This is a genomic window from Demequina sp. (assembly GCF_047975725.1).
Taxonomy (GTDB): domain Bacteria; phylum Actinomycetota; class Actinomycetes; order Actinomycetales; family Demequinaceae; genus Demequina.
This window is the reverse complement of sequence record NZ_JBKEED010000017.1, coordinates 1-24371: the sequence shown is the minus strand read 5'-3', so window position 1 is coordinate 24371 and position 24371 is coordinate 1. Positions and strand designations below refer to the sequence as shown.

The following is a 24371-nucleotide window of genomic DNA, read 5'->3' as shown; positions in this document are numbered from 1 at the left end:
AGAGTGGCGTGCATGGATCTGTTCGAATCGACGTCGCGTACACCGTCAGGTGTGCCGGAGCCAGGTCCTCACGCGCCACTTGCGGTGCGCATGCGTCCCCGCACGCTCGACGAGGTGGTGGGTCAGGCGCACCTGCTCGCCGAAGGCTCCCCGTTGCGGCGGCTCGTGGACGATGCGGCGGCCGCCACCTCGGTGATCCTGTGGGGGCCGCCGGGCACGGGCAAGACCACGCTGGCGTACCTGGTGGCCGGTAACCGGCGCTTTGTGGAGCTGTCTGCCGTCACGGCAGGGATCAAGGACGTGCGGTCGGTGGTCGATGACTCGCGCCGTCGCCTGGCAACGGGGGAGCGGGAGACCGTCCTGTTTGTGGATGAGATCCATCGCTTTACGCGCACCCAGCAGGACGCACTGCTGCCTGCGGTCGAGAACCGCTGGGTCACGCTGATTGGTGCGACCACCGAGAACCCGAGTTTTTCGGTGGTGGGGCCGCTCCTGTCGCGCTCGTTGCTCCTGACGCTCCAGCCGCTCGCCACGAGCGACCTGGGCGCGCTCCTTGACCGCGCGGTCGCGGACGAGCGGGGGCTCGCGGGCCGGGTCACCCTTGCGCCTCAGGCTCGGGAGCACATGCTGCGGGTCGCGGGGGCCGATGCGCGCAAGGCGCTGACGCTCCTGGAGGCCGTCGCTGAGGCGGCCCGCGACGGTGGCGAGATCACTGCCGAACTCACCGAACGCGCGATGGACGCGGCTCTGGTCGCGTACGACAAGTCCGGCGACCAGCACTACGACGTCATCAGCGCCTTCATCAAATCGGTGCGGGGCTCGGACGTCGACGCTGCGCTGCACTATTTGGCACGCATGGTGGTCGCGGGGGAGGACCCGCGGTTCATCGCCAGACGCCTGGTGATCCTCGCGAGCGAGGACATTGGCCTGGCGGACCCCCAGGGATTGGTGATCGCGCAGGCGGCCGCCGACGCCGTGAGCTTCATCGGCATGCCGGAGGGCCGCATTCCGCTGGCGCAGGCCACGGCCTACCTGGCCACGGCCCCCAAATCCAACCGCGCCTACCGTGCGATCGATGCCGCTATCGCGGACGTGCGCGCGGGCAAGGCGGGCGTGGTGCCCGCGCACCTGCGTGACGCCCACTACGCAGGTGCCGAGCGCATCGGCCACGGTGAGAACTACGTATACTCACACGACGCGCCCGGGGGCGTGGCTGCGCAGGAGTATCTGCCAGAGGCGCTGCGCGGGTCTCGCTACTACCGACCTACCGAGTACGGGTTCGAGCGCACCTTGGGCGAACGGGTGACGAGGATCAGGGAGATGCTGGGCCGCGACACGCGTGGGTAGTGGCGGCGCACACATCGACGCCTCCCGTACGCTCTGCTACCATTGTTGAGCCCTCGCGGACGGTTGGCTGCTGTCGCCGCGACATCTCTAGATTCAGGCACACCGTCGTGTGCCACGAATAGGCAAAAGGATTCACCTTGACTTCTGTTCAGCGTGCGCGCCGCCAGGTGCGCCTGTCCCGTGCCCTGGGGATCGCTCTGACCCCCAAGGCCGTTAAGCACTTCGAGAAGCGCCCCTACCCGCCCGGTGAGCACGGCCGTACCGCGCGTCGCAAGGAAAGCGACTACGCGGTCCGTCTGCGCGAGAAGCAGCGTCTTCGCGCCCAGTACGGTCTGCGCGAGAAGCAGATGACCCGCACCTTCGCCGAGGCTCGCGCAGAGTCCGGCATGACCGGTGAGGCCTTCATCGAGCTGCTCGAGATGCGTCTGGACGCCCTCGTGCTGCGTTCGGGCTTCGCCCGCACCATCCTGCAGGCGCGTCAGGCCGTTCTGCACCGCCACATCCTCGTGGACGGCCAGATTGTCGACCGTCCCTCGTTCCGCGTGAAGCCGGGCCAGACCATCCAGGTCAAGCCCAAGGCCGTCACCATGGAGCCCTACATGGCCGCCGCTGCTGGTGCACACCGCGACGTGCTGCCCGAGGTTCCGGACTACCTGGACGTCAAGCTCGAGAAGCTGACGACCACCCTGGTTCGTCGCCCCAAGCGCGCCGAGGTCCCCGTGACCTGCGAAGTGCAGCTGGTCGTTGAGTACTACGCTCGCTGATCCGCATTAGGCTTTCCTAGCCGCACAACGGCCGTCGGGCGCCTGGCACTTGCCAGGACCCGGCGGCGTTGTCATACAAGGGACGGCTATCGCCGTCGTGAGGGTCGATGCGCCAGGGACGTGAGTTGTCCCCGTCGCCGAGCCCACAGAAAACCCCCTGGCGAGACCACGCCGGGGATTGACATGGAGGACAGGATGCGCACCGCGGATATTCGTCAGCGCTGGATTGATTACTTCGCTGAGAAGGATCACCACATCGCCGCAAGCGTGCCCCTGGTGTCTCCAGACCCGTCGCTGCTGTTTACGGTGGCCGGCATGGTGCCGTTCATTCCCTACATCATCGGTACGGAGACGTCGCAGCACCCCCGTATCGCCTCTGTCCAGAAGTGCATCCGCACCAAGGACATCGAGGAGGTGGGCAAGACCACCCGCCACGGCACCTTCTTCCAGATGCTGGGCAACTTCTCTTTTGGCGACTACTTCAAGGAAGGCGCGATCCAGTTCGCCTGGGAGCTGCTCACGGGCTCCGAGGAGGACGGCCGCTATGGCTTTGACCCGGACACGCTGTGGGTGACCATTTGGGAGCAGGACGAGGAGGCGGAAGCAGCGCTGCTCGCCGTCGGCCTGCCCGCGGAGCGCATTGTCAAGCTTCCTCGTGAAGACATCTTCTGGGACACCGGCCAGCCGGGCCCCGCAGGTCCGTGCGCCGAGTGGCACGTCGACCGCGGACCGGAGTTTGGTCCCGAGTACGACCCTGAGACGGGCGCGGCGGGGTGGACCGACGAGATCGGCGACCGCTACCTCGAGATCTGGAACCTGGTCTTTGACCAGTACCTGCGCGGCCCTGGGGACGGCAAGGACTACCCGCTGATCCGCGAGCTCGATCAGAAGGCCATCGACACGGGTGCTGGCTTGGAGCGCATCGCGTTCCTCAAGCAGGGCGTGGCGAACATGTACGAGACGGACGAGGTCTTCCCGGTCATCGAGAAGGCTCAGGAGCTGTCGGGCAAGCGCTACAAGGACAATGCCGAGGATGACGTGCGCATGCGCGTCATCGCCGACCACGTGCGCAGTTCGATGATGCTGATGTACGACGGCGTGGTGCCGGGCAACGAGGGCCGCGGCTACGTGCTGCGCCGCCTGGTCCGCCGCACCGTCCGGTCGATGCGCCTGCTGGGCGTCGAGACCCCATCGATCGAAGCGTTGATCGCGACCTCCTACGAGGCGCTGAAGGACTCGTACCCTGAGCTGGGCGACCGCATTGCCAAGATCCTCTCGGTGGCCGCCACCGAGGAAGATGCGTTCCGCCGCACCCTCGTGCAGGGCACCACGGTGCTCGACACCGCGGTCGCGCAGGCCAAGCAGGCCGGCCGCTCGACGCTGTCGGGCGCCGACGCCTTCAAGTTGCACGACACCTTGGGCTTTCCCATCGACCTCACCCTTGAGATGGCGGCCGAGCAAGGCCTGACCGTCGACGAGGCCGGCTTCCGTTCGCTCATGACGGAGCAGAAGGAACGCGCGCGGGCCGATGCGAAGGCAAAGAAGGGCGGCCACGCGGACGTGGGCGTCTACCAGTCGGTGGGCGAGAAGTCGCCCACTGCCTTCCGTGGCTACGACGAGCTGTCCGTGGCGACCAGCGTGGTCGCGGTCATCAAGGACGGCGTTTCGGTACCCGTCGCGACCGCTGGCGACACCGTCGAGGTCATTCTTGCCGAGACTCCGTTCTACCCCGAGTCGGGTGGCCAGGACGCGGACTCCGGTGAGATCCGCACCGCCAACGCGACCCTCGCGGTCATCGATGTGCAGCGTCCCATCAGCGACGTCATTGTCCACACCGTCACCGTGGAAGAGGGCGAGATTGCCGCGGGCGACGCCGTGTCTGCGGAGGTGGATGTGGCCCACCGGCGCCTGGCCTCCAAGGCTCACTCGGCGACGCACCTGATCCACTCGGCGCTGCACGAGGTGCTGGGCGACGACGCGACGCAGGCGGGTTCGTACAACAAGCCTGGCTACATGCGCCTTGACTTCGCCTGGCGTCAGGGTGTCTCACACCACGCTCGTCAGGAGATCGAGGGCATCGCGAACCGCGCCATCCGCGAGGAGCTGCCTGTCAGCACCACGGTGATGAGCCTCGACGAGGCGCGTGGCTTGGGTGCCATGGCGTTGTTCGGCGAGAAGTATGGCGACCGCGTGCGCGTAGTGGAGATTGGCGGCCCGTTCTCGCGTGAGCTCTGCGCGGGCACGCATGTCGACAACTCCGGTCAGATTGGCCTGCTGTCCGTGACGAGCGAGGGCTCGGTCGGATCGGGTGCGCGCCGTATCGAGGCGCTCGTTGGCGCGGACGCCTTCCAGTCGCTTGCCGCCGAGCGAGCCATTGTGAGCGAGCTGACCACGACGCTCAAGGCGCGTCCTGAGGAGCTCAGCGACCGCATCGGCGCTCTGCTGAGCCGTTTGAGCGAGACAGAGAAGCAACTGAGCCAGCTGCGCCAGCAGCAGATCCAGCAGGTGGCCGGCGAGCTCGTCGAGACCGCGGCCGATGTCGCTGGTGTGCGTCTCGTGGCCCACGAGTCGGCGTCTGCCGCGGATAGTGACGACCTGCGTTCGCTGGTGCTCGATGTTCGCGGCCGCCTGGGCGAGGCGTCGCCGGTGGTCGTGGCTGCGGCTGCCTCCATCAATGGTCGTCCGCAGATCGTGATCGCGACCAACCAGGGCGCCCGCGACGCGGGAGTTCAGGCCGGTCAGCTCGTCAAGGTCGCATCGGTAGTGCTCGGTGGCGGAGGCGGCGGCAAGCCTGACCTCGCCCAAGGTGGCGGCCAGGACGCTTCCAAGATCGCCGATGCGCTGGTGGCCGTTCGCGACGTCATCGCCTCGCGAGGGTAAGGACTGCATGGAGCGGGGAGTACGGCTAGGCGTCGATGTCGGATCCGTCCGCATCGGCGTAGCCGCCTCGGACCCTGACGGGCTCATGGCCTTCCCCGTGGAGACGGTTGCCACGGGTGATGGCGACGTGGCCGCCGTCGCCGCGATCGCTCAGGAGCGTGCGGCCACGACCATCTATGTGGGTTTGCCGCGTAGCCTGAACGGTAGCGAGGGTGCGAGCGCACAGATGGCGCATCGGTTCGCCACCGCTCTCGCGGAACGTTGCCAGGCGACAGTTCGTTTGGTGGACGAGCGATTCTCCACCGCCTCGGCGCAGCAGGCCATGCGTCAGGCAGGGCGGAGTACGCGCAAGCAGCGTTCAGTGATCGACCAGGCAGCCGCCGTGGTCATCCTGGAGAGCGCGTTGGAGATTGAACGGGCAGGAAATGTGAGTAGGGTGACCTTCGTGCCGCGTCCCAAGGGGAATGATGACTGAGATATTCGAGACCGAGGTTGAGACGACGACGACGTCGCTCGACATGCGCCGACTTCAGCGTCACAAGCGACGCCAGAAGCGTCGCGCGTGGACCCTGGTCCTGTCCGCCGTGGGCCTCGTCGTCCTTGCCATCGGGGGTTCCATCGCGTGGAACTTCGTGAAGTCCTTTGAGTCTGAGTCCACGGAGATCGCAGACTTTGACGGCACGGGCCAGGGGGCCACCCAGGTGATCGTCGAGCAGGGGGACACGGGTGCGGACATCGCGCATACCCTCTACGAAGAAGGCGTGGTGGCCTCGGAGCAGGCCTTCATCAACGCGGCTAAGGCCAACAGTGACTCCGCGAGTATTACGCCTGGCTACTACATTTTGCAGCGCGAGATGAAGGCGGAGTACGCCGTCTTGGCGTTGCTGGACCCGGACAACCGTAACGAGCTCTCCCTCAACATCCCCGAGGGCAAGAATCTTGACCAAATTCTGCAAGCGATCGCGAACCTCACCAGTTCCACGCTCGAAGAGGTCGAGGCCGCAGCGGAGAACACTGAGGCGCTGGGCTTGCCCGAGCAAGCGGACGGCAACCTCGAGGGTTGGCTGTTCCCCTCGACCTACACGTTTGATCCCAACGTCCAGCCTGCGGACGTGCTCGCCAAGATGCTCGAGCAGACCATCACCGTGCTCAACCGTAACGACGTGCCCGAGGACCGTTGGGAAGAGGTGCTGACGGTCGCGTCCATCATCGAGCGCGAGACCAGGCTTGAGGAGGATCGCCCCATGGTCGCGGGCGTCATCTACAACCGCTTGGACATCGATATGAAGCTCCAAATGGACTCGACGGTGAAGTACCTCACGCGTTCGGCGGGCGTCTACACGACCGCGGATGAGCGTGCCATCGATGACCCCTACAACACCTACATGTACGAGGGCTTGCCTCCGGGGCCGATTGCTTCCCCTGGCGAGGCTGCGATCAATGCCGCGATGAACCCCACTGATCACGACTACTTGTACTTCGTCACCGTCAATACCGACACCGGCGAGACGCTGTATGCGGAGACTTTCGACGAGCACCAGAAGAACGTCGCGATCGGCCAAAAGTGGGCACAGGACAAGGCCAAGGAGGCCGAGGACGAGGCGACGGACTAGGGGCCGTTGATGGCGTCACGTCGGGCCGGGGTGCTGGGGCACCCCATTGGCCACTCCCTGTCTCCCGCGCTGCACCGGGCCGCCTACGAGTACCTGGGACTCGACTGGGACTATCAGGCCTATGACGTCGACGAGGCAGCATTGCCGTCGTTCGTCAACGGCCTCGATGGCTCGTGGGCGGGTCTATCGCTGACCATGCCCCTCAAGGTCGCCGCGATGCCGCTGGTGAGCTTTGTCGAGCCCATGGCAAAGCTGGTGGGCGCGATCAACACCATCGTGGTGCAACCGGTGACCGATCACCTTCAGCTCGTGGGAGCCAACACGGACGTGCACGGCGTGGTCGCGGCGCTTGCCGAGGTGGGCCTAGAGCGGGCGAGTCGCGGAGTGATTCTCGGTGGCGGTGCGACAGCGACGTCTGCGCTGGCGGCATTGGGGCGTATCGGCGTCACCCGACCGGTGGTCGCGGTGCGCTCGCGCGGGCGCGCGGGTGCACTCCTGCGCGCCGCGACCAAGATGGGCGTCGAGCCTCGGTTCGTGGACTTCCAGGACGCTCCCGCGTTCATGGCCGATGCGGAGGCGGTCGTGTCGACGATCCCTGCAGCCGCAGGGGCTGAGTTGGCAGAGCGGTTGACTTCCGTCGTGTCCGGCGCCGTGTTGCTCGACGCGATTTATGACCCTCTCGTCACTCCTCTGAGTGTGGGATGGACCACACAAAGCGGACTATTCGTTCCGGGTACACGTATGCTGGTGCACCAGGCCGCTGAGCAAGTGCGGCTCATGACGGGGCAAACCGTGCCTTACCGGGTGATGGAACACGTAGTGCCTCAAGAGTGACATCTTCAACACGGACCTGCGCTTTTGGTTCAGCCGATGCTACGGTCTCGGAGCGCAACCACGCGTTCGAGTCTCACTGAGGGAGTCTTGTGAAGCAGCTCGGTTCGATCCTGCTTGAAGATGGCGTGCTCACTGAAGAGCAGTTGATGGACGCCATCGATGAGCAGCATGAGCGCGGCCAGTCACTGGGCCGCACGCTTGTCGAACTCGGACTTATCTCCGAGGGCCAGCTGGTGCGCGCTCTCGCCTCTCAGGTGGGCATGGAGTTTGTCGAGCTCGCGGAGTATCCCGTCGACCGCGCCGCGGTGGCCTTGGTGCCCGGCACCGTGTGCAGGCGGCACTCGGCCCTGCCGATCGCCCTGGAAGACGGCATGCTCAAGGTAGCAATGTCGAACCCGGGCAACGTGGTCGCCGTCGATGACTTCCGCACCATCACCAACCTCACGGTGATCCCCGTCGTCGCCACGCACGATGATGTGACGAGCGCGATCGACCGCTACTGCCGGTCGGATGCCGAACTTGAGGACCTCCAGGAGACGCTGTCCGAGACCGAGGTCAACCTCGACGACGAGGATCTGTCCGGGGGAGTGGGGGAGGACGACGCACCCATCGTGCGCTTCGTGAACCTGCTGATCTCGCAAGCGGTGCAAGACCGGGCCTCGGATATCCACATTGAGCCCACCGAGACTGACCTTCGCGTGCGCTACCGGATCGACGGCGTGCTGCACGAGATGCAGCGCGCTTCCAAGGCCATTGCCAACGGCGTCACGAGCCGCCTGAAGATCATGTCCGACATCGACATTGCCGAGCGGCGCAAGCCCCAGGACGGGCGCCTGTCCGTCAACCACCAGGGCCGCAAGATCGACCTGCGTGTGGCGACGTTGCCCACGGTGTGGGGCGAGAAGGTCGTCATGCGTATCCTCGACAACTCGACGGCGACGCTCGACCTCGCGGACCTCGGTATCCGTGAACGCAACTACGCCCAGTACTCGGAGAACTTCACCAAGCCGTACGGCATGATCCTCGTCACGGGACCCACGGGCTCTGGCAAGTCGACCACGCTGTACGCGACGCTCAACCAGATTTCGCGCCCCGAGATCAACGTGATCACGGTCGAAGACCCGGTCGAGTACCGCATCCCCGGTATCAACCAGGTGCAGGTGAACGCGAAGGCGGGGCTGACCTTCGCATCGGCCCTACGGTCCATTCTGCGTGCCGACCCGGACGTGGTGCTGCTGGGTGAGATTCGTGACCACGAGACCGCGCAGATCGCGATCGAGGCGGCGCTCACCGGTCACTTGGTGTTGTCGACGCTTCACACCAACGATGCGCCCTCGGCCCTGACCCGTCTGATCGAAATGGACATCGAGCCGTTCCTCGTGGGGTCGGCCGTGGACTGCGTGGTCGCTCAGCGACTCGCGCGCCGGCTGTGCTCGCACTGCGCCGTGGAGTATCAACTGTCGGAGGACGAGATCCCCGACTCGGTGACGTGGGATCGCACCCAGCCGCCGCCGAAGGTGTTCAAGCCCGAGGGTTGCCAGCGCTGCTCCAACACCGGCTACCGCGGCCGTGTGGCGCTGCACGAGATCATGAGCGTCAACGAAGACATCGAGCGGCTTGCCGTGGCGCGTGCCTCGTCGGCGGAGATCGCGCGTGTGGCCAAGGAGCACGGCATGGAAACGCTGCTTGATGACGGTTGGGCCAAGGTCCTGGACGGCACCACTTCCATTGAGGAGTTGTTCCGTGTCGCAAAGTAGCGTGGCGCGCCTTCAGTGCGCGGTGGTGTTTGCCGATATGGTGTGCGGCGACCGATATGTCTTCCCTGGTGAGGGCGCTGTTAAGGAGGAACGATGACGCACTTCATGCCGGAGAATTTCACTCCGCAGGAGCCGCGCCAGGCCGCGCCCGCACAGGCACCTACCGGCCAGGCTTACACGCCTCAGGCTGTCGTGCCACAGGGTGTCGCGGCACAGGCTGTCGCGCCACAGGGTGTCGCGGCACAGCGCGCTCCGCAGCAGGCTGCTCCCCAACAGGCCACGTCCGCACACGCCGTAGCGCCGATGTACGGGGCGCCCTCCGCTCAGCAGGCGCCTTCCCAGGTGCCGGCTGGGCACTTCGCGCCGGCTCAGTCCGCCAGCCAGCCTGTCGCCCAGCCTGGAGCCCAGCAGCAGCCGGGTGCTCCGGCCCAGCGTCAGCCCATGCTGGCCCCGCGCCAGAACCCCGCCGCACCGGCGCAGGCACCTGTGTCCGGAGGCGTCCCGACCTCGCAGCCCGCCGCGCACAAGCGCATCGGCATGAGCCAGGACGCGCACGCGGACGATCTCGACATCACGGATGCACTGCGCCAGATGCTCGCGCTCAAGGCGTCTGACCTGCACGTGACGACGGGGGCGCCGCCGATGGTGCGCGTTGACGGCGGCCTCAAGGCGCTCGAGGGATTCCCCAAGCTCACCAAGGACAGCCTGCAGCGCACCCTGTACCAGATCCTCACTCAGTCGCAGCGCGAGAAGTTCGAGGAGGAGCTGGAGCTCGACTTCTCGTATGCGCTCGTGGGCGAGGCCCGCTTCCGTGTGAATCTGTACCGCCAGCGTGAGTCCGTGGGAGCCGCGTTCCGCGTGATTCCCTACGAGATCAAGCCGCTCGAGGCGCTCGGTATCCCGCAGGCGGCCGCGAACTTCGCGATGCTGCCGCGTGGTCTGGTGCTCGTCACCGGCCCCACCGGTTCGGGAAAGTCGACCACGCTCGCGTCGCTCGTGGACCTCGCCAACCGTTCGCGCTCCGGCCACATCATGACGGTCGAGGACCCCATTGAGTTCCTTCACCGTCACAAGCGGTCGCTGGTCAACCAGCGTGAGGTGGGCGCGGACACCAAGTCCTTCCAGCGTGCACTCAAGCACGTGCTCCGTCAGGACCCCGACATCATCCTCATTGGTGAGATGCGTGACCTCGAGACCATCTCCGTGGCGCTCACCGCCGCCGAGACCGGTCACCTGGTGTTCGCGACGCTGCACACGCAGGACGCGGCGCAAACCATCGACCGTGTGATCGACGTGTTCCCCTCGGAGCAGCAGGGTCAGGTGCGTGTCCAGCTCGCGACGGCCATCCAGGGCGTGCTGTGTCAGTCGCTGCTGCCGCGTGCCGACGGCCCCGGCCGTGCGGTGGCCGTGGAAGTCATGGTGGCCACGCCCGCGATTCGTAACCTCATCCGCGAGGGCAAGACCCACCAGATCTACACCTCGCTCCAAGCGGGCGCCTCGCTGGGCATGCAGTCCATGGACTCGCACCTTGCCGAACTGGTCAAGGCCGGAACCGTCTCCTACGACGTGGCCGTGGAGATGTGCCACTCGTACGAGGAGTTCAACCGACTCTGCGGGCGCGCGGGCGCCTCGCGGATGTAGGGGAGCGACAGATGGCAACGCTGACCAAGCAGTTCGAGTTCACCGCGCGAGACGCGCAGGGCAAGGTCCACTCCAGCACCATGGAGGCGCCCGACCAGGGTGCTGTCGCAACCAGGCTTGCTGCGCGTGGATTGGTGCCTCTTTCGGTCACCGAGGCAGGCGGCAAGGGCCTCAACGCTGAGATCAAGATCCCTGGCCTGGGGGAGAAGATCACCCTCAAGGACATCGCGATCATGTCGCGTCAGCTCGCGACCATGATCTCTGCAGGTCTGGCTCTGCTGCGTGCATTGACAATTCTGGCTGATCAGACCGAGAACAAGGAACTGCAGAAGGTCGTCGCCGAGGTGCGCAATGACGTGCAGACCGGATCATCCTTCTCGAAGGCGCTGGGGCGTCACCCGCAGGTGTTCCCGCCGATCATGATCAACATGGTCAAGGCCGGCGAGGTGGGTGGATTTCTCGACGAGGTTCTGGTGTCGATTGCCGAGAACTTTGAGACCGAGGTTGCGCTGCGCAACAAGGTGAAGTCCGCGATGACGTACCCCGTGGTGGTGCTGTGTATCGCGATCTTGGCCGTTGCCGCGATGCTGATCTTCATCGTGCCGGTGTTTGCGGAGATGTTCGCGGGGCTCGGCGGAGAATTGCCGTTGCCTACACAGATCCTCGTGACGCTATCGGACATCCTCAAGGTAGGAGCTGTGCCTCTAGTGATCGCGCTCGTAGCGCTATCACTCTGGTGGGGTAAGAACAAGCACAAAGAGTCGGTGCGGCGTCGCTACCAGCCGCTGACGTTGCGCGCGCCGATCTTCGGCACCCTCGTGCAGAAGATCGCGGTGTCGCGCTTCACCCGCAACTTTGGTTCGATGATCCGCTCAGGTGTGCCCATTCTTCAGGCGCTTGACATCGTGGGCCAGGCCTCGGGCAACATCGTGATCGAGGACGCGGTCAAGGATGTCCAGGGTTCGGTGCGGCGCGGCGAATCCCTCTCGCGACCGCTGACGGAGCACGCGGTGTTCCCCCCTATGGTGACGCAGATGATCGCCGTGGGTGAAGACACCGGTGCTTTGGACGAGATGCTCGACAAGATCGCCGACTTCTACGACCAAGAAGTGGAATCCACCACAGAGCAGTTGACCAGCATGATCGAGCCTCTAATGATCGCCGTACTCGGTTCGATCATCGGCGGCATGGTGATCGCGCTGTACATGCCCATCTTCATGGTCTTCGACCTGATCGGGTAGGGGGAAACAGACGTGACTGCGTTTTCGGGAGATCTCCGAATCCCACTCTGGTGGCGCAGTCGTGACCGGGCGGCAACCGCAGTCCGGTTTGATAAGAAAACAAGAGAATGAGAGGCAATTTCATGATTGCTTGGATCCAGAAGCGTATGGCGGAGAAGGCCGAGGGCACCGACAAGGGCTTCACCCTGGTCGAGCTCCTCGTCGTCATCATCATCATCGGCATCCTTGCCGCGATCGCCATCCCGCTGTACCTGAACCAGCAGAAGAAGGCCAAGGACTCGGCGACTCAGTCGGACCTCAAGAACGCTCAGATCGAGGTCGCGTCCCAGCTGGTGGAGGACCCGAACATGACGACGATCGACAAGAGCACGTTCGCGACGTCGCCCGGCACCACGTTCGGCAATGCCGAGATTAACCCCGCTGCGGGCACGTTCTGCATCGATGCCACCAACGACGGCGGCGACGTCAAGACGTTCTCCATCGACGAGTCTGGCAACCTCGACAAGGCCGCTTGCGGCGGCGCCGGTGGCACCCCGTAAGGGTTGGTAGCGACCGTAGCCGGACGTGGTGGGCGGCATCAACTGCCGCTCGCCGCGTCCGGCTCATCCCCGTTCATTGTCGGTGTGAAGAGAGGAGCAGGATGACTCGTCAAGAGCGTTCGCCCGATGCGGGCTTTGGCATCACTGAGGCCCTCGTGTCCATCTTGCTCTTTGGCTTGTTAGCGGTGGCACTCGTGCCGCCGCTGGTCCTCGCCCTGCAGGTCTCGGCCCGCAACACGACCATCGCCACCGCAGCCGAGGTGGCAAACGACCGTATCGAACAAGCACGTGCCGCCTCGGAGGACTGTGCTTCCATGCTTGCCTTTCTCCGTCTGTCCATTCCCACTGACTATGGTGACGCTCGGGGGATCTCCTTCGAGATCTCTCAAGTACCGTCGCCTGCGCAGGCGAATGCCTTTGTCAAGTCACCTGCGGGAGGCACCGAAGACGCCAACGCTGACGGCGTGCTTGACAGTTTTTGTTTTGACGGCGTCGTCGATGGTGCGCAACGGTATGCGACGGTGCCATTCTCGGTCGACGTGACCGCAACGGGACAAGAGAAGCCTGATGTCGCTCACGCAGACACCGTCGTCGCCGTGCCCCAGATTGGTAGCAGCTGATGGACCGACGATCCCTTGCGTGCCGACGAGTACATGTGGATGACCGCGGTTTCACGCTCGTGGAGCTTCTTGTCTACATGGTGCTCTTGGGCATAGTCGGCACCATGGTGGTTATGCTTTTGTGGAACGGCTACCGGACCCAATTGAACGTCACCGAGACCACACAGAACTCTGGCAAAACTCAGAACGCCGTGTGGGCGATAAGCAATGACATCCGCGCATCGTCGAATTTCTCTGTGCGGGCGGGCGGCGACCTCTTGCTGGTCAGAACCTGGGTTGGTGATCCAGACGACGGTGCCTACGCGTGCCGTGGCTGGTTCTACGACTCGGACGACCGTGTGCTGCGTCGCACGGCGGATTCCGCCGACACCGCCGGGGCGACTGCGACGACGGCGTCAACATGGACAACCTACGCCGATGACGTCGACGCCGCTGAGCCGTTCAGGCAGGACGGCGATCTCCTGCGCATGGTGTTCACGGGCGCCCCCGAGACCTGGGGGCAATCGACAGATATCGACACGACTGTGCGCAAGCGTCCTCAGTCCGACGAGGAGACCAGCCCATGCTTCTGAAACTCCGGCTACGCCACGACGGCGGGCAGGCCCTCGTGATGGTGATTGGGTTGATGCTCATCATGGCGATCGTGGTGACCGTCATCGTCTCGTCCGTGGTCTTCGGGGTGGGGAACACTACACAGACTCGTGCGTCTGTGCAGTCTGTCGCGGCTGCGGAAGCCGGCGTGGACTTGGTGGGGGCGGCAATCATGAACGGCGAGTGTGAAGCGGTTGTGGGAACCGATGGGCTGTTGGATATGACGTCCTCGGCCCCCTCATACGAAGTACGCGTACTGTCCCAGGACACTTCAACAGGTGGCATGGTCGAACGTTGTCCCACCGAGAGCGACTATGCCTTCAAGGTGGTGTCCACGGGCTATGCCTCATCCCCCGGAACACTGGGGTACGATCTCGGCGACAACGAGGTGCTAGAGGCTCTGTGGCTCAAGACCACGCCTCCCCCTCGTTTCGAGGACGCAGTACGCGGAGACGTCTACATCGGGACTGCGGGTGTCGCAGGAATCTTGTCCGACGATGGCGATGCCAACGTGTATACCGTAGGTAACTTCTACTGCCCGGCTGGCGCCACTATTGAAGGATCTGTCGTGGCAGGTGGTTCCGCCACCTGGACCCAGTCGAACTGTCGTGTCACCGGCGACCTCTACGTCGGCGGTGACCTTATCTACCCGGTGGGACCTGGCACGCTTCCCAACGTGGGCAAGGACCTGTACGTAGTCGGTGACATCATGCGTGGCACGGGTGTGACACCCGGGAACTTCTTCCGCTCCAACTCGGGCAACCAGTACATGAACGTGGGCGGGATTGTCCGTGTGGGCGGCAACATCGATTCCTACTGTGACTACGGCGGTCACGAGACAGTGACCGACTGGTCGGATTATGTGTCGTGGGGCGCGTCGGCTTGCGTGGGTGGCGGTTACCGGGTGCAGAAGGACGTGCCTGGTCTTTCAGTGGGCGATTCCAAGGGATGGTTCCCCGTCACGACTGAAACTGAGCCGTACGCATCCTGGACTGAGATGCAGTGGGCGACGATGTCGGCGACGACTGATCCCGGATCCGTTCCCGACGGGCGGCGTGTTGACGGCAGCACGTGCACCTATCACCCGTGGAATGGGAAGGGCGTGATCAATGTCACGGAAGACACCTTCATCGATACCACCGACGTCTGCAACACCGTCAACTTGGGTAGCTACGGCGGGGTCACGATTAACCTGTCAGCCGACCTGGCCATTTATGCTGACCACTTTTACGCTAATGGACCCATAGAGATCAACTCGGTTGATGGCGAGAAGCACAGTCTCTACCTGATTGACCCAGTTGAGTCGGAGTCGTTTACGTGTCCAGCGGTCGTGGCTGACCCCGGTCCGAGCACGGGTGGTTTCCACTTCTCTTCTGGCACCTGGGACCAGGACCCAGAGATTGCGGTGCTGGCATATACGCCTGGCAAGTTCGTGGCTGCGCGTAGTGACTTCACGCTAGGAGGACAGGTGTACTCCTGTCAGTCCGAGTTTGTGAGTGGCTTCTACCTGGACTTCCGGCGTGTCGGAGACGAGGAAGCGACATCGACGATGTCCTCGTTCGACATCGAGTACCTTCGTCGTTCGTCGTGAGCGCTATCGCCATCGTTGTCGGCGGGACGCTCGGTCTCGCGCTGGGCTCTTTTGCGAACGTTGTGATCCACCGGGTTCCGGCGGGACTCTCAGTGGTGTCGCCCGCGAGTGCGTGCCCAAACTGCGGTCATGTCATCCGTCGCCGCCACAACGTGCCCGTGGTGGGCTGGCTTTGGCTTCGGAGGAGATGCGCCGACTGTGCGGCGCCTATTAGCGCTCGGTATCCACTAGTGGAAGCTGCGATGGGCCTGCTCTTTGCCGGCATCGTGGCGCTCGTGGGCGTGCGTAGCGAGCTTGCGCCGTTGCTCTTGCTCGCCTTCTTCGGCCTTGTTCTGAGCCTCATTGACCTTGACGTGATGCGCTTGCCCAACGGTGTCGTGGCCGCGTTTGGCATCTCGCTCGCGGTGTGCTTCGTCGTCACGGCGGCCGTGACCGGGCAAGTGGACGCGTTGTGGCGGGCAGGTATGGGTGCCTTGGGGTTGGGGGCTTTCTACTTTTTCGCGGTCTTGGCCTATCCCCGCGGTATGGGCTTGGGTGACGTCAAACTGTCCCTGGTCCTTGGTGGATTGCTCGCATGGTTCGGTTGGCCGCAGTTTTATGTCGGTGCTTTCAGCGCATTCCTTGGGGGAGCGTTGTTTGGCATCGCGACCATGGTCGTAGAACGCAAGGGCCGTGGGGTCCGAGTCCCCTTTGGGCCTTGGATGTTCGTTGGTGCATGGGCAGGGGTGATCTTTGGCCCTGCGGTCTCCGAGTGGTATCTGAGTCTGATGGGGCTGAGTTAAGGGTTGAGTGGATATCGGCTCATGCCGATATGGCTCATGTCGAGCGAGAGGGAGTCAAGGCGTGGCTACGAAGACAGTCGCGATCGATGTCGGTGCAACCGCCATCAGAGTCGCGGAGGTAGAACTCAAGGGAGGCGGTGACCCGCGGGTCGGCGCTGTGCTGCACGCGTACGCCGAGCGACCCATGCCCGCCGGTGTGATGCGCGACGGCTCGATCGAAGAACCTGGCGCGTTCGCGCAGGTGGTCAAGGAAGTCGTGTCTGCCGCGAAGCCCAGCGGAAAGAAGGTCGTCATCGCTGTCGGCCATCCGAGCGTCATCGTGCGTGAGGTCGACGTCCCTTCCCAAGACATGGAGAAGGTTCGCCAATCGCTCGCCTTTCACGTGCAAGATTCGCTTCCCATGGCGGTTGACGAGGCGTTGCTCGACTTCCATCCGACCAGCGAGGTCGAGACGCCGCAGGGCCCGTTCCTGCGCGGGCTACTCGTCGCTTCACCCAAGGAGCTCGTGCGTGGCTTGCTCACCGGATTGAATACCACTGGTGTGCAGCCTATCGCGGTCGACCACTCGGCATTCGCCCTGTGGCGCGCCGGGTGCCGGGGTGAGCTGGTGGGGGCGAACATCGCATTGGTTGACGTGGGCGCAGTGACGACGACCATCGCGGTGTCACAGTCGGGTGCCACTCGCCTGGTGCGTGTTCTCCCTCAGGGAGGACAGGACGCCACCAAGGCGATCGCGAACGCATACAAGGGGAGTTCGGTGGACGCTGAGGCGGTGAAGCGGCACGTGGGGATGAACGCAGCGGCCGCGAACCCGGAGCATCGGGCAGCGGCTGAGGCAGTGAGCCACGCCATGGGGCCGCTGATCGAGTCCATCCGTAACACGTTGGTGTACTACGCGGGTAACAATCCGGGCGCTGCGGTGGAGCGGATCGTCCTCACAGGTGGCGGTGCGTACCTGAGTGGCTTTGGGCAGGCGTTGTCGAGTGCCACGCGTCTCGCCGTCATGATCGGCGATCCTTTCGCGGGGCTTGCTATGAGTAAGGGTGTCAACCCCGACGGATTCCGTGGACGCGAGGCAGAGTTGGCGACGGTCGTCGGTATGGCAATGGTGGGTGTGCGATGAACGATCTCGCTAAAAAGTACGGCGCATCGGCCCTCCCGGCCGTCAACCTCATTCCGCGCGAAATCGCTGAAAAGCGAAAGATGAAGGCAGCACAATTCACTGCCTTGATGGCGGTGTTGATTGCTCTGGGCGCGGTAGTGGTGCTCTACGTCGTAGCGCTTGGTGCCAAGGGACTGGCGGACAATCAACTAGCCGACTCGCGCGAAGCGCAAGACTTGGCAGTAGAAGCGCGTGACTCCAAGTCGGACATCTACGGTGCCTACCGCGCTCAGGAGTTTGAGGAGTATGCGCTCGCGCAGATCGGGTTCGGCCAAGTTGACTACACGCAGCTTTCCACCGCAGTTCTTGCCACGAGCAACGGTGACACGAGCTTCGATGCCCTGCAGTTCGGTCTGCCGACGGCCTTTGGCTACCCGACGCTCAACGAAGACCCAGTGTCGGGAGGTGGGGTGGGAACCATGACCTTTACTGCACGCGCGACTTCCAACCAGGAAGTCACGGACTTGCTGACGAGGATCGAGCAGATTCCCGGTATTGCGCGAGTGGATGCGGTGGTGGAACAGTTCGCCACGGACCCTGACGGCGATGTGTACTGGCAGGCCGAGGGAACCGCGATCGTGACGGGACTGCGCATTGACCCGCGTCTCATGCCGGTGGGCGGTGTATCCGGCCTGGACATGGCTGCGTTCGTTGCTACCCAGGGCGATTCGGCGAGTGAGGCGCAGCCTGAACCCACCACCTCGTCGACAGCAACTAGCGAAGGGTCAGACTCATGATGAACTCGCGATACGCACCCGTGGTCGCACTCGGCGCGCTCGGGGTGATCGTGGTGCTTGTACTCGGGTGGTTCCTCGCCGTGAGCCCCAAGCTCGGCGAGGCTTCGGAAATTCGCTCACGAGCGGAAGCGATTGACGGCAACACGGTCTTGATCGAGGCTGCCTCGGGGCAACTCGACGCTCTGCAGGTCGCGCTCAATGAGGTCCCAGACTTCACACCAGCGATTGAGCTGAACGCGCCCAGTGCGCGCAGCGTCACTGCGCTTCGTCAGCGCGTGTCGGAGGCGGAGGAGTCCAGCGGCGCGCAGGTCTACGTGTGGAGCGGTGGTGCGGCTTCGGCGATCGACGGCATCGTGGCTGAACCAGAGACTTTGGCTTCGAATAGCGTCGCGGGCCTCTTCGCCAAGGGACCTATCGACCTTGCCGAGGGAGCCGCACAGTTTGCTCCGGTGGTGAAGGCCACCACGGTCGCGGGTCCCGTCGTGGAACGGCTCTACGGTGTGCCGATCAGTATCACCGTGACTGGAACCCCTGAAGAGGTGTTCGACTTTCTGACCGCAGTGACCGACGCTGAGGACCCGGTCATGCAGTTTGCGACAGTTGAGTACGCCTCACGTCAATCCGATTCACCCGCCTTGCCGGGAGTCGACGACGCGGAGGACGGAGACGTCATTGCGACCCTTGAAGGCTTCACCTATGTCTTGAACCCCTCAAATGAGGTGCTGGATGAGGATGCGCTAGCGCCGGCTACCTTACCTGGTACATCGCCTTTTGAGGAGATCGAAGGCTCGTCGGGGTCTTCCGGGGACTGAACAGCAACCGTACTGGTACGGCGGGGTGCCGACGTGAGTCGGCACCCCGCCTTTCGTCTGCCACAATGTGACCCATGCTCCGTTGGCTCACCGCAGGCGAATCCCATGGTCCCGCTCTCGTTGGCACCCTCGAAGGTCTCCCCGCAGGGGTCGAGATCACTAGCTCGCAGATTCAGGCGGCGCTTGCGCGTCGCCGGCTCGGCTATGGGCGCGGAGCTCGCATGAAGTTTGAGCAGGACCAGGTCTCCATCCTTGGTGGCGTGCGCCACGGCGTCTCGCAAGGCGGGCCAGTGGCCATTCAGGTAGGAAACACCGAATGGCCCAAGTGGGAGACCGTGATGAGCGCGGACCCCGTGGACCCGGCCGAGCTCAGCGGCGCACGCGCCGCCGCACTCACCCGCCCGCGCCCGGGTCACGCCGATCTGGTCGGGATGACCAAGTACGGGTTTGACGACGCTCGCCCTGTGTTGGAGCGGGCTTCGGCGCGCGAGACCGCGGCCCGTGTCGCGCTCGGCGAGGTGGCCGAGGCATTCCTCGCTCAGGCTGCCGGCGTCCGCCTTGTCGCCCACACCACTCAGGTGGGTGAGGTCCGCATTCCCGATGACGCGCCGCTGCCTCCCGCCGATGCGACTCCCGCGCTGGATGAGGATCCCATCCGCTGTTTCCACGCCGAGTCCTCCGTGCGCATGGTTGCAGAGATCGATGCGTGCCAACAGGATGGCGACACTCTTGGAGGCGTGGTCGAGGTCGTCGCCTATGGGCTACCCGTTGGACTAGGGAGCCACGTCCACTGGGACCGCCGCCTCGATGCGCGCCTCGCAGCCGCGCTCATGGGCATTCAGGCGATCAAGGGCGTCGAGGTCGGCGACGGGTTCCGCACCGCCGGGCGCCGTGGCTCGCAGGCACACGACGAGATCGAGTACCAGGACGGTGCGGTGACGCGCCGTACCAACCGAGCCGGCGGTATCGAAGGCGGCATGACCAACGGCGAGCCGCTGCGCGTCTCCGCCGCGATGAAGCCCATCAGTACCGTCCCGCGTGCCCTCGACACCATTGACACCGCCACGGGGGAGCCAGCAAAGGCCATCCATCAGCGCTCGGATGTCTGCGCAGTCGCACCAGCCGCCGTCGTGGCACAGGCCATGGTCGCGTTGACCCTCGCGGACGCCGTGCTGGAGAAGTTTGGCGGCGACTCGGTTGCCGAGGTTCGCCGCAACATCGAGTCCTACCAGGCTGCAGTGCCGGAGATCTTGCGCTGATGGCGTCCCCACGCATCGTCCTGATGGGGCCGCCTGGCTCCGGCAAGTCGTCAGTGGGGCGAGCGCTCGCACAGGCCTGGAACGAGCCGTTTCGAGACACCGACGAGGACATTGCGGCGCAGGTCGGCAAGACCATCGCGGAGATCTTCGTCGATGACGGCGAGCCGCACTTCCGTGAGCTCGAGCGAGCTGCCGTGGCTCACGCGCTTGCCGAACACCACGGCGTTCTTTCGCTCGGCGGCGGAGCGATCCTCGATAGCCAGAGCCAGGAACTCCTGACTGCCTACTCACAGGGGGGTGGTGAGGTGGTTTTCCTCGACGTCAGCCTCGCGGCGGCCGCGCCTAGGGTCGGCTTCAACCGCTCGCGTCCGCTCCTGGTGGGCAACCCGCGTCAGCAGTGGCAGGTGCTGATGGACGCTCGCCGCCCCACCTATGAGCGCTTGGCGACTTTGACGGTCAGCACCGATGACTTAAGCCCCACGCAGGTGGTGGAAGCTATCGAGCAACTGGAGGCTCGCCCATGACACGCAAGGTAACCGTCGCGACGTCGGCACCTTACGGCGTGACGATCGGCAGCGACCTCTTGCCCGCCGCTGTCGACTCGCTCCCGGAAGCTGCCGTACGGGTCCTCGTTGTCCACTCGGCGCCGATGCGCGAGGCGGCCGACCGCCTGCGTGCCCTGATCGACGGCTCGGGACGTACTCCGGTGTTGGCCGAAGTTCCCGACGCGGAGGCAGGCAAGACCGCTGAGGTCGCGGCGTTCTGCTGGCAGGTGCTCGGCAAGTCGGACTTCACGCGCTCTGACATCGTGATGGGACTCGGCGGGGGAGCGGTGACGGACCTTGCAGGGTTTATCGCCGCCAGTTGGCTTCGAGGGGTCGGCGTCGTTCAGATCCCTACGACCGTGCTCGCGATGGTTGACGCTGCCGTCGGTGGCAAGACAGGCATCAATACGACCGAGGGCAAGAACCTGGTCGGCGCCTTTCACGAGCCGCTGTCGGTGTGGTGCGACCTCGACTTCCTGACGACGTTGCCCGCCAATGATCGCGTGGCGGGCCTTGCAGAGGTCGTCAAGGGCGGCCTTATCCGCGATGGCGTCATCCTCGACCTGGTGGGTCAGCACGCATCGGCGCTGCGTGCGGACACGCTCGACGACAGCACGCTCGGTGTTCTCGAAGAACTCATCGCGCGCAAGGTCCAGGTCAAGGCGGATGTTGTAGGCCAGGACCTCAAGGAGTCCTACCTCCGCGAGATCCTCAACTACGGACACACCTTCGGGCACGCCATCGAGTACACGGAGCGATACCAGTGGCGTCATGGCGCCGCGGTGTCGGTGGGCATGGTCTTTGCCGCAGAACTGGCCCGTCTTGCGGGGCGACTGGGAGACGAGGACGTCGCGCTCCACCGCGAGTTGCTCACCTCGCTCGGCCTTCCGGTGACCTACCAGGGCAACCGGTGGGAGGCACTCAGCACTGCGATGCGCCGCGACAAGAAGTCCCGCGGCGACCTGTTGAGGTTTGTCGTGCTCGCCGGGATCGGCAACCCAGTGCGGCTCGAGGGACCCGATCCGTCGCTACTGATCGGCGCCTACGACGCGATCTCCGGCTGAGCCTCTGTCTCGAACCTCACGTTTTCAAGCTCAGCGCTTGTGCACAGGCGCGTGGCGTCCGCTTCAAGCCCGGGATCTTTCGTAACGATCGTCACCGACGTTTCCGCGGCTCGACCAAAATCACAGACACGGTCCGCTCCATCATCGATTCGGTTGCGCAGTGCGCCCCGAAGCGGCGTGTACCAGAGCGGGTGGTCGGAGTGGACATCGACCGAGAGCATGCGGCGTACCGAATCGTCATAGGGGATATCCAGATGGACCGGCAGTCGCGCGCCGCCATCGCTCGCGTACTCGACAATGCGGTCAAAGACCACGTTGTCAGGCCCGTAATAGTCGCCTTGAGCGATAAGTAGCGGTGCCAAGGTCCACTGCTTGACTTGCGACGGTAGGTCCGCAGTCGCTGACGCAGCGACCACGACAAGGATCATCGCGCCAGCAACCGTGTTCAACACGTAGCCGCCAATGGCGACCATCGCCGCGACAGCGCCCACGGCGAGCGGTATGAGTGCTACCTCGCTCATCTGCACGTACCGCGACGGATAGTACTCGAGAGAGCCGGAGAACCCTCCTCGCGCCGCGAAGATGGGAGCTGCTCCCACAATGATGCCCACGAGCACCGCAGCCAGCACCCAAGACGCGTCTGCCGCAGCGCGCGTGGCCATCCATACTCCGCACAGGACTGCCGCCGCGAGAGTGCCAGCGATCCACCAAGACAGCGGTGCAGGGAGATACGTTTCGATCGTGACGGTCGCGAGCCTGCCATCGCTCGTGTTGTTCGCAAGCGAGACAAACTGCTGGGCCGTAAAGACCACGAAGCACCAGAGGAAGAAGCCCGCGACGCATACGGGACGAATAGAAAGGAGGTATGAGCGCTTGAAGATGCCTGCTCGAGATCGCCACGCGACGACGATTGCGAGGACACCTGGAACGGCCGCGAACGGAGTCCATAGGAGCATGAGCAACGTCATCGTGACAATGAGCCATTCAAACGAGCGCTGTGGGGCGCGTGAGTGGGCCAGCGCGATTGCCACGGCGCCATAGACGAGCACCAGCATGATGTTGGCATTGATCTGACCGCGATACAGGAAGAAGCCCGTCGCCGGACCTACGAGTATCGCTATCGACGAAACGGACGCTGCCACCCACGTGGCGTGCGACGCACGTGGGGCGAGACGACGAACGACCTCCGCGGAGAGTAGGCCAGCGAGCATGCTGCCCCCCATGATCGCTATGGTCCAGTTCGCCGCATGTGCGACCAGCATGTCGGATAATGACGATCCCAAGAGGTCTACGTGGGTTCCTGCTGGAACGAGGCTCGACGTGAGGGCATGCTCAAGCGGTCGGGGGTTGTCGACACTTGTCGTGACAAGTCCGTCGTTGCGTAGGTTGGTCATGGTTGCCCAAATGTCGAGGCTGCTGTCGTCGAGAACTGCCCACGACATGGCGGAGCCCCGCGGACTAGCGATTGCGGCCACGATCCCGATTGCCCAAAGAACGGGACCCACGCTGGCCGCCAAGACTGTGCGCACGCGCACATCGAGCGACGCCTTAATGCGAGCCAATGAGGGGAGTCGTAGCGCCGCGAGCGCACTGGCGCCAGCCAGCACCGCGACGAGCGTGGGCCTGTAGGGCAGTCCCAGGTACGGAGTGACGACGAGGGTTCCGAACGCCAGCGTGATCCAGACGAGCATGCTGATCGTGATGCCACCCGCAACCCCCCACATGGGTAGCAGCGCCAATGCGAAGAGCGCGAGTGCAGGAACCACTTGAATGGCAGGAGAACATCCACTTGCTGTCATGGCGCCCACTATGAGCGCCGTAGCAATTCCGAGCCACACGCGCGAGGGGAAGTGAAAGTCGACATCGGCCCTGATCACGCGCTCACTCTACGGGCGCGCCCCACCCAGCCCGTGCATCGGCCCGCAGTAGGCTCATGAGCCATGACAACAGTCCTGGTCGCGAACGGCCCCAACCTGGGCCGCCTGGGCTCGCGAGAGCCCGAGAAGTACGGCTCGACCTCCTTTGATGAGCTTGCCGCGCACGTGATGCAGTGGGGGAGCGAGTTGGGTCTCGAAGCCGTCGTGCGGCAAAGCGACGACGAAGCCGAATTGGTCCGCTGGATGCACGAGGCGGTCGACAACGGCTGGCAGGTGGTCCTCAACCCTGCGGCCTTCACCCACTACTCGTACGCACTGCGCGACGCATGCGCGCTGGTGACCTCCGCAGGGCTAACTCTCGTCGAGGTGCACCTGACTAACCCGCACGCGCGCGAGGAGTTCCGCCACACCTCGGTGATTTCGGGTGTCGCGAGCGGGACCATCGCTGGGTTCGGGGTGGACTCGTACCGGCTGGGGCTCGAAGCGGTCGCCACGCGCCTGGCGTAGACGGTGGGTGACCCTGGTCCGCTAGAATTGCCGACGGCCTGCGCGCACGCGCGCGGAAGACGCTGACCCCACACCTGTAAGGACAACACCAGTGGCGACCTCGAACGACATCAAGAACGGCTCCGTACTCAACCTCGACGGCAACCTGTGGTCCGTCGTGGAGTTCCAGCACGTCAAGCCCGGCAAGGGCGGCGCCTTTGTGCGCACC

Annotated in this window: 22 protein-coding genes and 1 pseudogene; 22 read left to right on the top strand and 1 reads right to left on the bottom strand. The window is 64.4% G+C overall.

The features are described from left to right. Nucleotides 1-12 precede the first annotated feature (12 nt). The 20 genes from ACK5NO_RS05490 (at nucleotide 13) to aroB (ending at nucleotide 21779) form a co-directional block, all read left to right on the top strand. On the top strand, nucleotides 13-1347 hold the full coding sequence (locus tag ACK5NO_RS05490) for a replication-associated recombination protein A (RefSeq protein WP_416811665.1): 1335 nt from the start codon (nucleotides 13-15) through the stop codon (nucleotides 1345-1347). Nucleotides 1348-1484: 137 nt separating this feature from the next. Beyond that, nucleotides 1485-2111, top strand: a complete 627-nt coding sequence (gene rpsD / locus ACK5NO_RS05485) for a 30S ribosomal protein S4 (protein WP_416811664.1) — start codon at nucleotides 1485-1487, stop codon at nucleotides 2109-2111. Between the two features lie 195 nt (nucleotides 2112-2306). Beyond that, a complete protein-coding gene (gene alaS / locus ACK5NO_RS05480) occupies nucleotides 2307-4991 on the top strand; it encodes an alanine--tRNA ligase (RefSeq protein WP_416811663.1) in 2685 nt (894 codons plus the stop codon). 7 nt (nucleotides 4992-4998) lie between these two features. Further along, nucleotides 4999-5466: a Holliday junction resolvase RuvX gene (gene ruvX, locus ACK5NO_RS05475; protein WP_416811662.1), complete on the top strand. Its 468-nt coding sequence runs from the start codon at nucleotides 4999-5001 to the stop codon at nucleotides 5464-5466. Further along, on the top strand, nucleotides 5459-6604 hold the full coding sequence (mltG, locus tag ACK5NO_RS05470) for an endolytic transglycosylase MltG (RefSeq protein ID WP_416811661.1): 1146 nt from the start codon (nucleotides 5459-5461) through the stop codon (nucleotides 6602-6604). Before ruvX ends, mltG begins: the two co-directional genes overlap by 8 nt. 9 nt (nucleotides 6605-6613) lie before the next feature. Further along, the gene (locus ACK5NO_RS05465) at nucleotides 6614-7438 is read left to right on the top strand and encodes a shikimate dehydrogenase (protein ID WP_416811660.1); all 825 of its coding nucleotides are present in this window, start codon (nucleotides 6614-6616) and stop codon (nucleotides 7436-7438) included. An 89-nt stretch (nucleotides 7439-7527) separates the two neighbouring features. Then, nucleotides 7528-9195 (top strand): GspE/PulE family protein, encoded by a 1668-nt coding sequence (locus ACK5NO_RS05460; RefSeq protein ID WP_416811659.1) that lies wholly within the window; start codon nucleotides 7528-7530, stop codon nucleotides 9193-9195. Nucleotides 9196-9288: 93 nt separating this feature from the next. Beyond that, complete coding sequence (locus ACK5NO_RS05455; RefSeq protein ID WP_416811658.1) at nucleotides 9289-10836, top strand: PilT/PilU family type 4a pilus ATPase; 1548 nt, start codon at nucleotides 9289-9291, stop codon at nucleotides 10834-10836. An 11-nt stretch (nucleotides 10837-10847) separates the two neighbouring features. After that, nucleotides 10848-12077 carry a type II secretion system F family protein gene (locus tag ACK5NO_RS05450; RefSeq protein WP_416811657.1) on the top strand — a complete coding sequence of 410 codons (1230 nt, stop codon included), beginning with the start codon at nucleotides 10848-10850 and terminating at the stop codon, nucleotides 12075-12077. Nucleotides 12078-12199: 122 nt separating this feature from the next. Further along, nucleotides 12200-12616: a prepilin-type N-terminal cleavage/methylation domain-containing protein gene (locus ACK5NO_RS05445; protein WP_416811656.1), complete on the top strand. Its 417-nt coding sequence runs from the start codon at nucleotides 12200-12202 to the stop codon at nucleotides 12614-12616. 101 nt (nucleotides 12617-12717) lie between these two features. Continuing rightward, on the top strand, nucleotides 12718-13236 hold the full coding sequence (locus ACK5NO_RS05440; protein ID WP_416811655.1) for a type IV pilus modification PilV family protein: 519 nt from the start codon (nucleotides 12718-12720) through the stop codon (nucleotides 13234-13236). A gap of 35 nt (nucleotides 13237-13271) precedes the next feature. Continuing rightward, a complete protein-coding gene (locus ACK5NO_RS05435) occupies nucleotides 13272-13808 on the top strand; it encodes a type II secretion system protein (protein WP_416811654.1) in 537 nt (178 codons plus the stop codon). Then, nucleotides 13799-15418: a hypothetical protein gene (locus ACK5NO_RS05430; RefSeq protein WP_416811653.1), complete on the top strand. Its 1620-nt coding sequence runs from the start codon at nucleotides 13799-13801 to the stop codon at nucleotides 15416-15418. The genes ACK5NO_RS05435 and ACK5NO_RS05430 overlap by 10 nt, the downstream gene beginning before the upstream one ends. Next, complete coding sequence (locus tag ACK5NO_RS05425; protein WP_416811652.1) at nucleotides 15415-16200, top strand: prepilin peptidase; 786 nt, start codon at nucleotides 15415-15417, stop codon at nucleotides 16198-16200. The genes ACK5NO_RS05430 and ACK5NO_RS05425 overlap by 4 nt, the downstream gene beginning before the upstream one ends. A gap of 61 nt (nucleotides 16201-16261) precedes the next feature. Next, nucleotides 16262-17323: a type IV pilus assembly protein PilM gene (pilM, locus tag ACK5NO_RS05420; protein WP_416811651.1), complete on the top strand. Its 1062-nt coding sequence runs from the start codon at nucleotides 16262-16264 to the stop codon at nucleotides 17321-17323. Then, nucleotides 17320-18099 carry a hypothetical protein gene (locus ACK5NO_RS05415; protein WP_416811650.1) on the top strand — a complete coding sequence of 260 codons (780 nt, stop codon included), beginning with the start codon at nucleotides 17320-17322 and terminating at the stop codon, nucleotides 18097-18099. The genes pilM and ACK5NO_RS05415 overlap by 4 nt, the downstream gene beginning before the upstream one ends. Then, nucleotides 18096-18911, top strand: a complete 816-nt coding sequence (locus tag ACK5NO_RS05410; RefSeq protein WP_416811649.1) for a hypothetical protein — start codon at nucleotides 18096-18098, stop codon at nucleotides 18909-18911. Before ACK5NO_RS05415 ends, ACK5NO_RS05410 begins: the two co-directional genes overlap by 4 nt. A 74-nt stretch (nucleotides 18912-18985) precedes the next feature. After that, nucleotides 18986-20170 carry a chorismate synthase gene (gene aroC, locus ACK5NO_RS05405; protein ID WP_416811648.1) on the top strand — a complete coding sequence of 395 codons (1185 nt, stop codon included), beginning with the start codon at nucleotides 18986-18988 and terminating at the stop codon, nucleotides 20168-20170. Further along, nucleotides 20170-20694, top strand: coding sequence for a shikimate kinase (locus ACK5NO_RS05400; protein WP_416811647.1), 525 nt, complete (start codon nucleotides 20170-20172; stop codon nucleotides 20692-20694). The genes aroC and ACK5NO_RS05400 overlap by 1 nt, the downstream gene beginning before the upstream one ends. Further along, nucleotides 20691-21779: a 3-dehydroquinate synthase gene (aroB, locus tag ACK5NO_RS05395; RefSeq protein WP_416811646.1), complete on the top strand. Its 1089-nt coding sequence runs from the start codon at nucleotides 20691-20693 to the stop codon at nucleotides 21777-21779. Before ACK5NO_RS05400 ends, aroB begins: the two co-directional genes overlap by 4 nt. Here the strand turns inward: aroB and ACK5NO_RS05390 are convergent. Next, nucleotides 21758-23578 carry a hypothetical protein gene (locus ACK5NO_RS05390; RefSeq protein ID WP_416811645.1) on the bottom strand — a complete coding sequence of 607 codons (1821 nt, stop codon included), beginning with the start codon at nucleotides 23576-23578 and terminating at the stop codon, nucleotides 21758-21760. The two genes, aroB and ACK5NO_RS05390, sit on opposite strands and share 22 nt — an antisense overlap. A gap of 141 nt (nucleotides 23579-23719) precedes the next feature. On the opposite strand from ACK5NO_RS05390, the gene ACK5NO_RS05385 reads away from it, so the two are divergent. Next, nucleotides 23720-24163 (top strand): type II 3-dehydroquinate dehydratase, encoded by a 444-nt coding sequence (locus ACK5NO_RS05385; protein WP_416811644.1) that lies wholly within the window; start codon nucleotides 23720-23722, stop codon nucleotides 24161-24163. Nucleotides 24164-24254: 91 nt separating this feature from the next. Further along, a pseudogene (locus ACK5NO_RS05380) lies at nucleotides 24255-24371 on the top strand (elongation factor P); the annotation flags it as partial.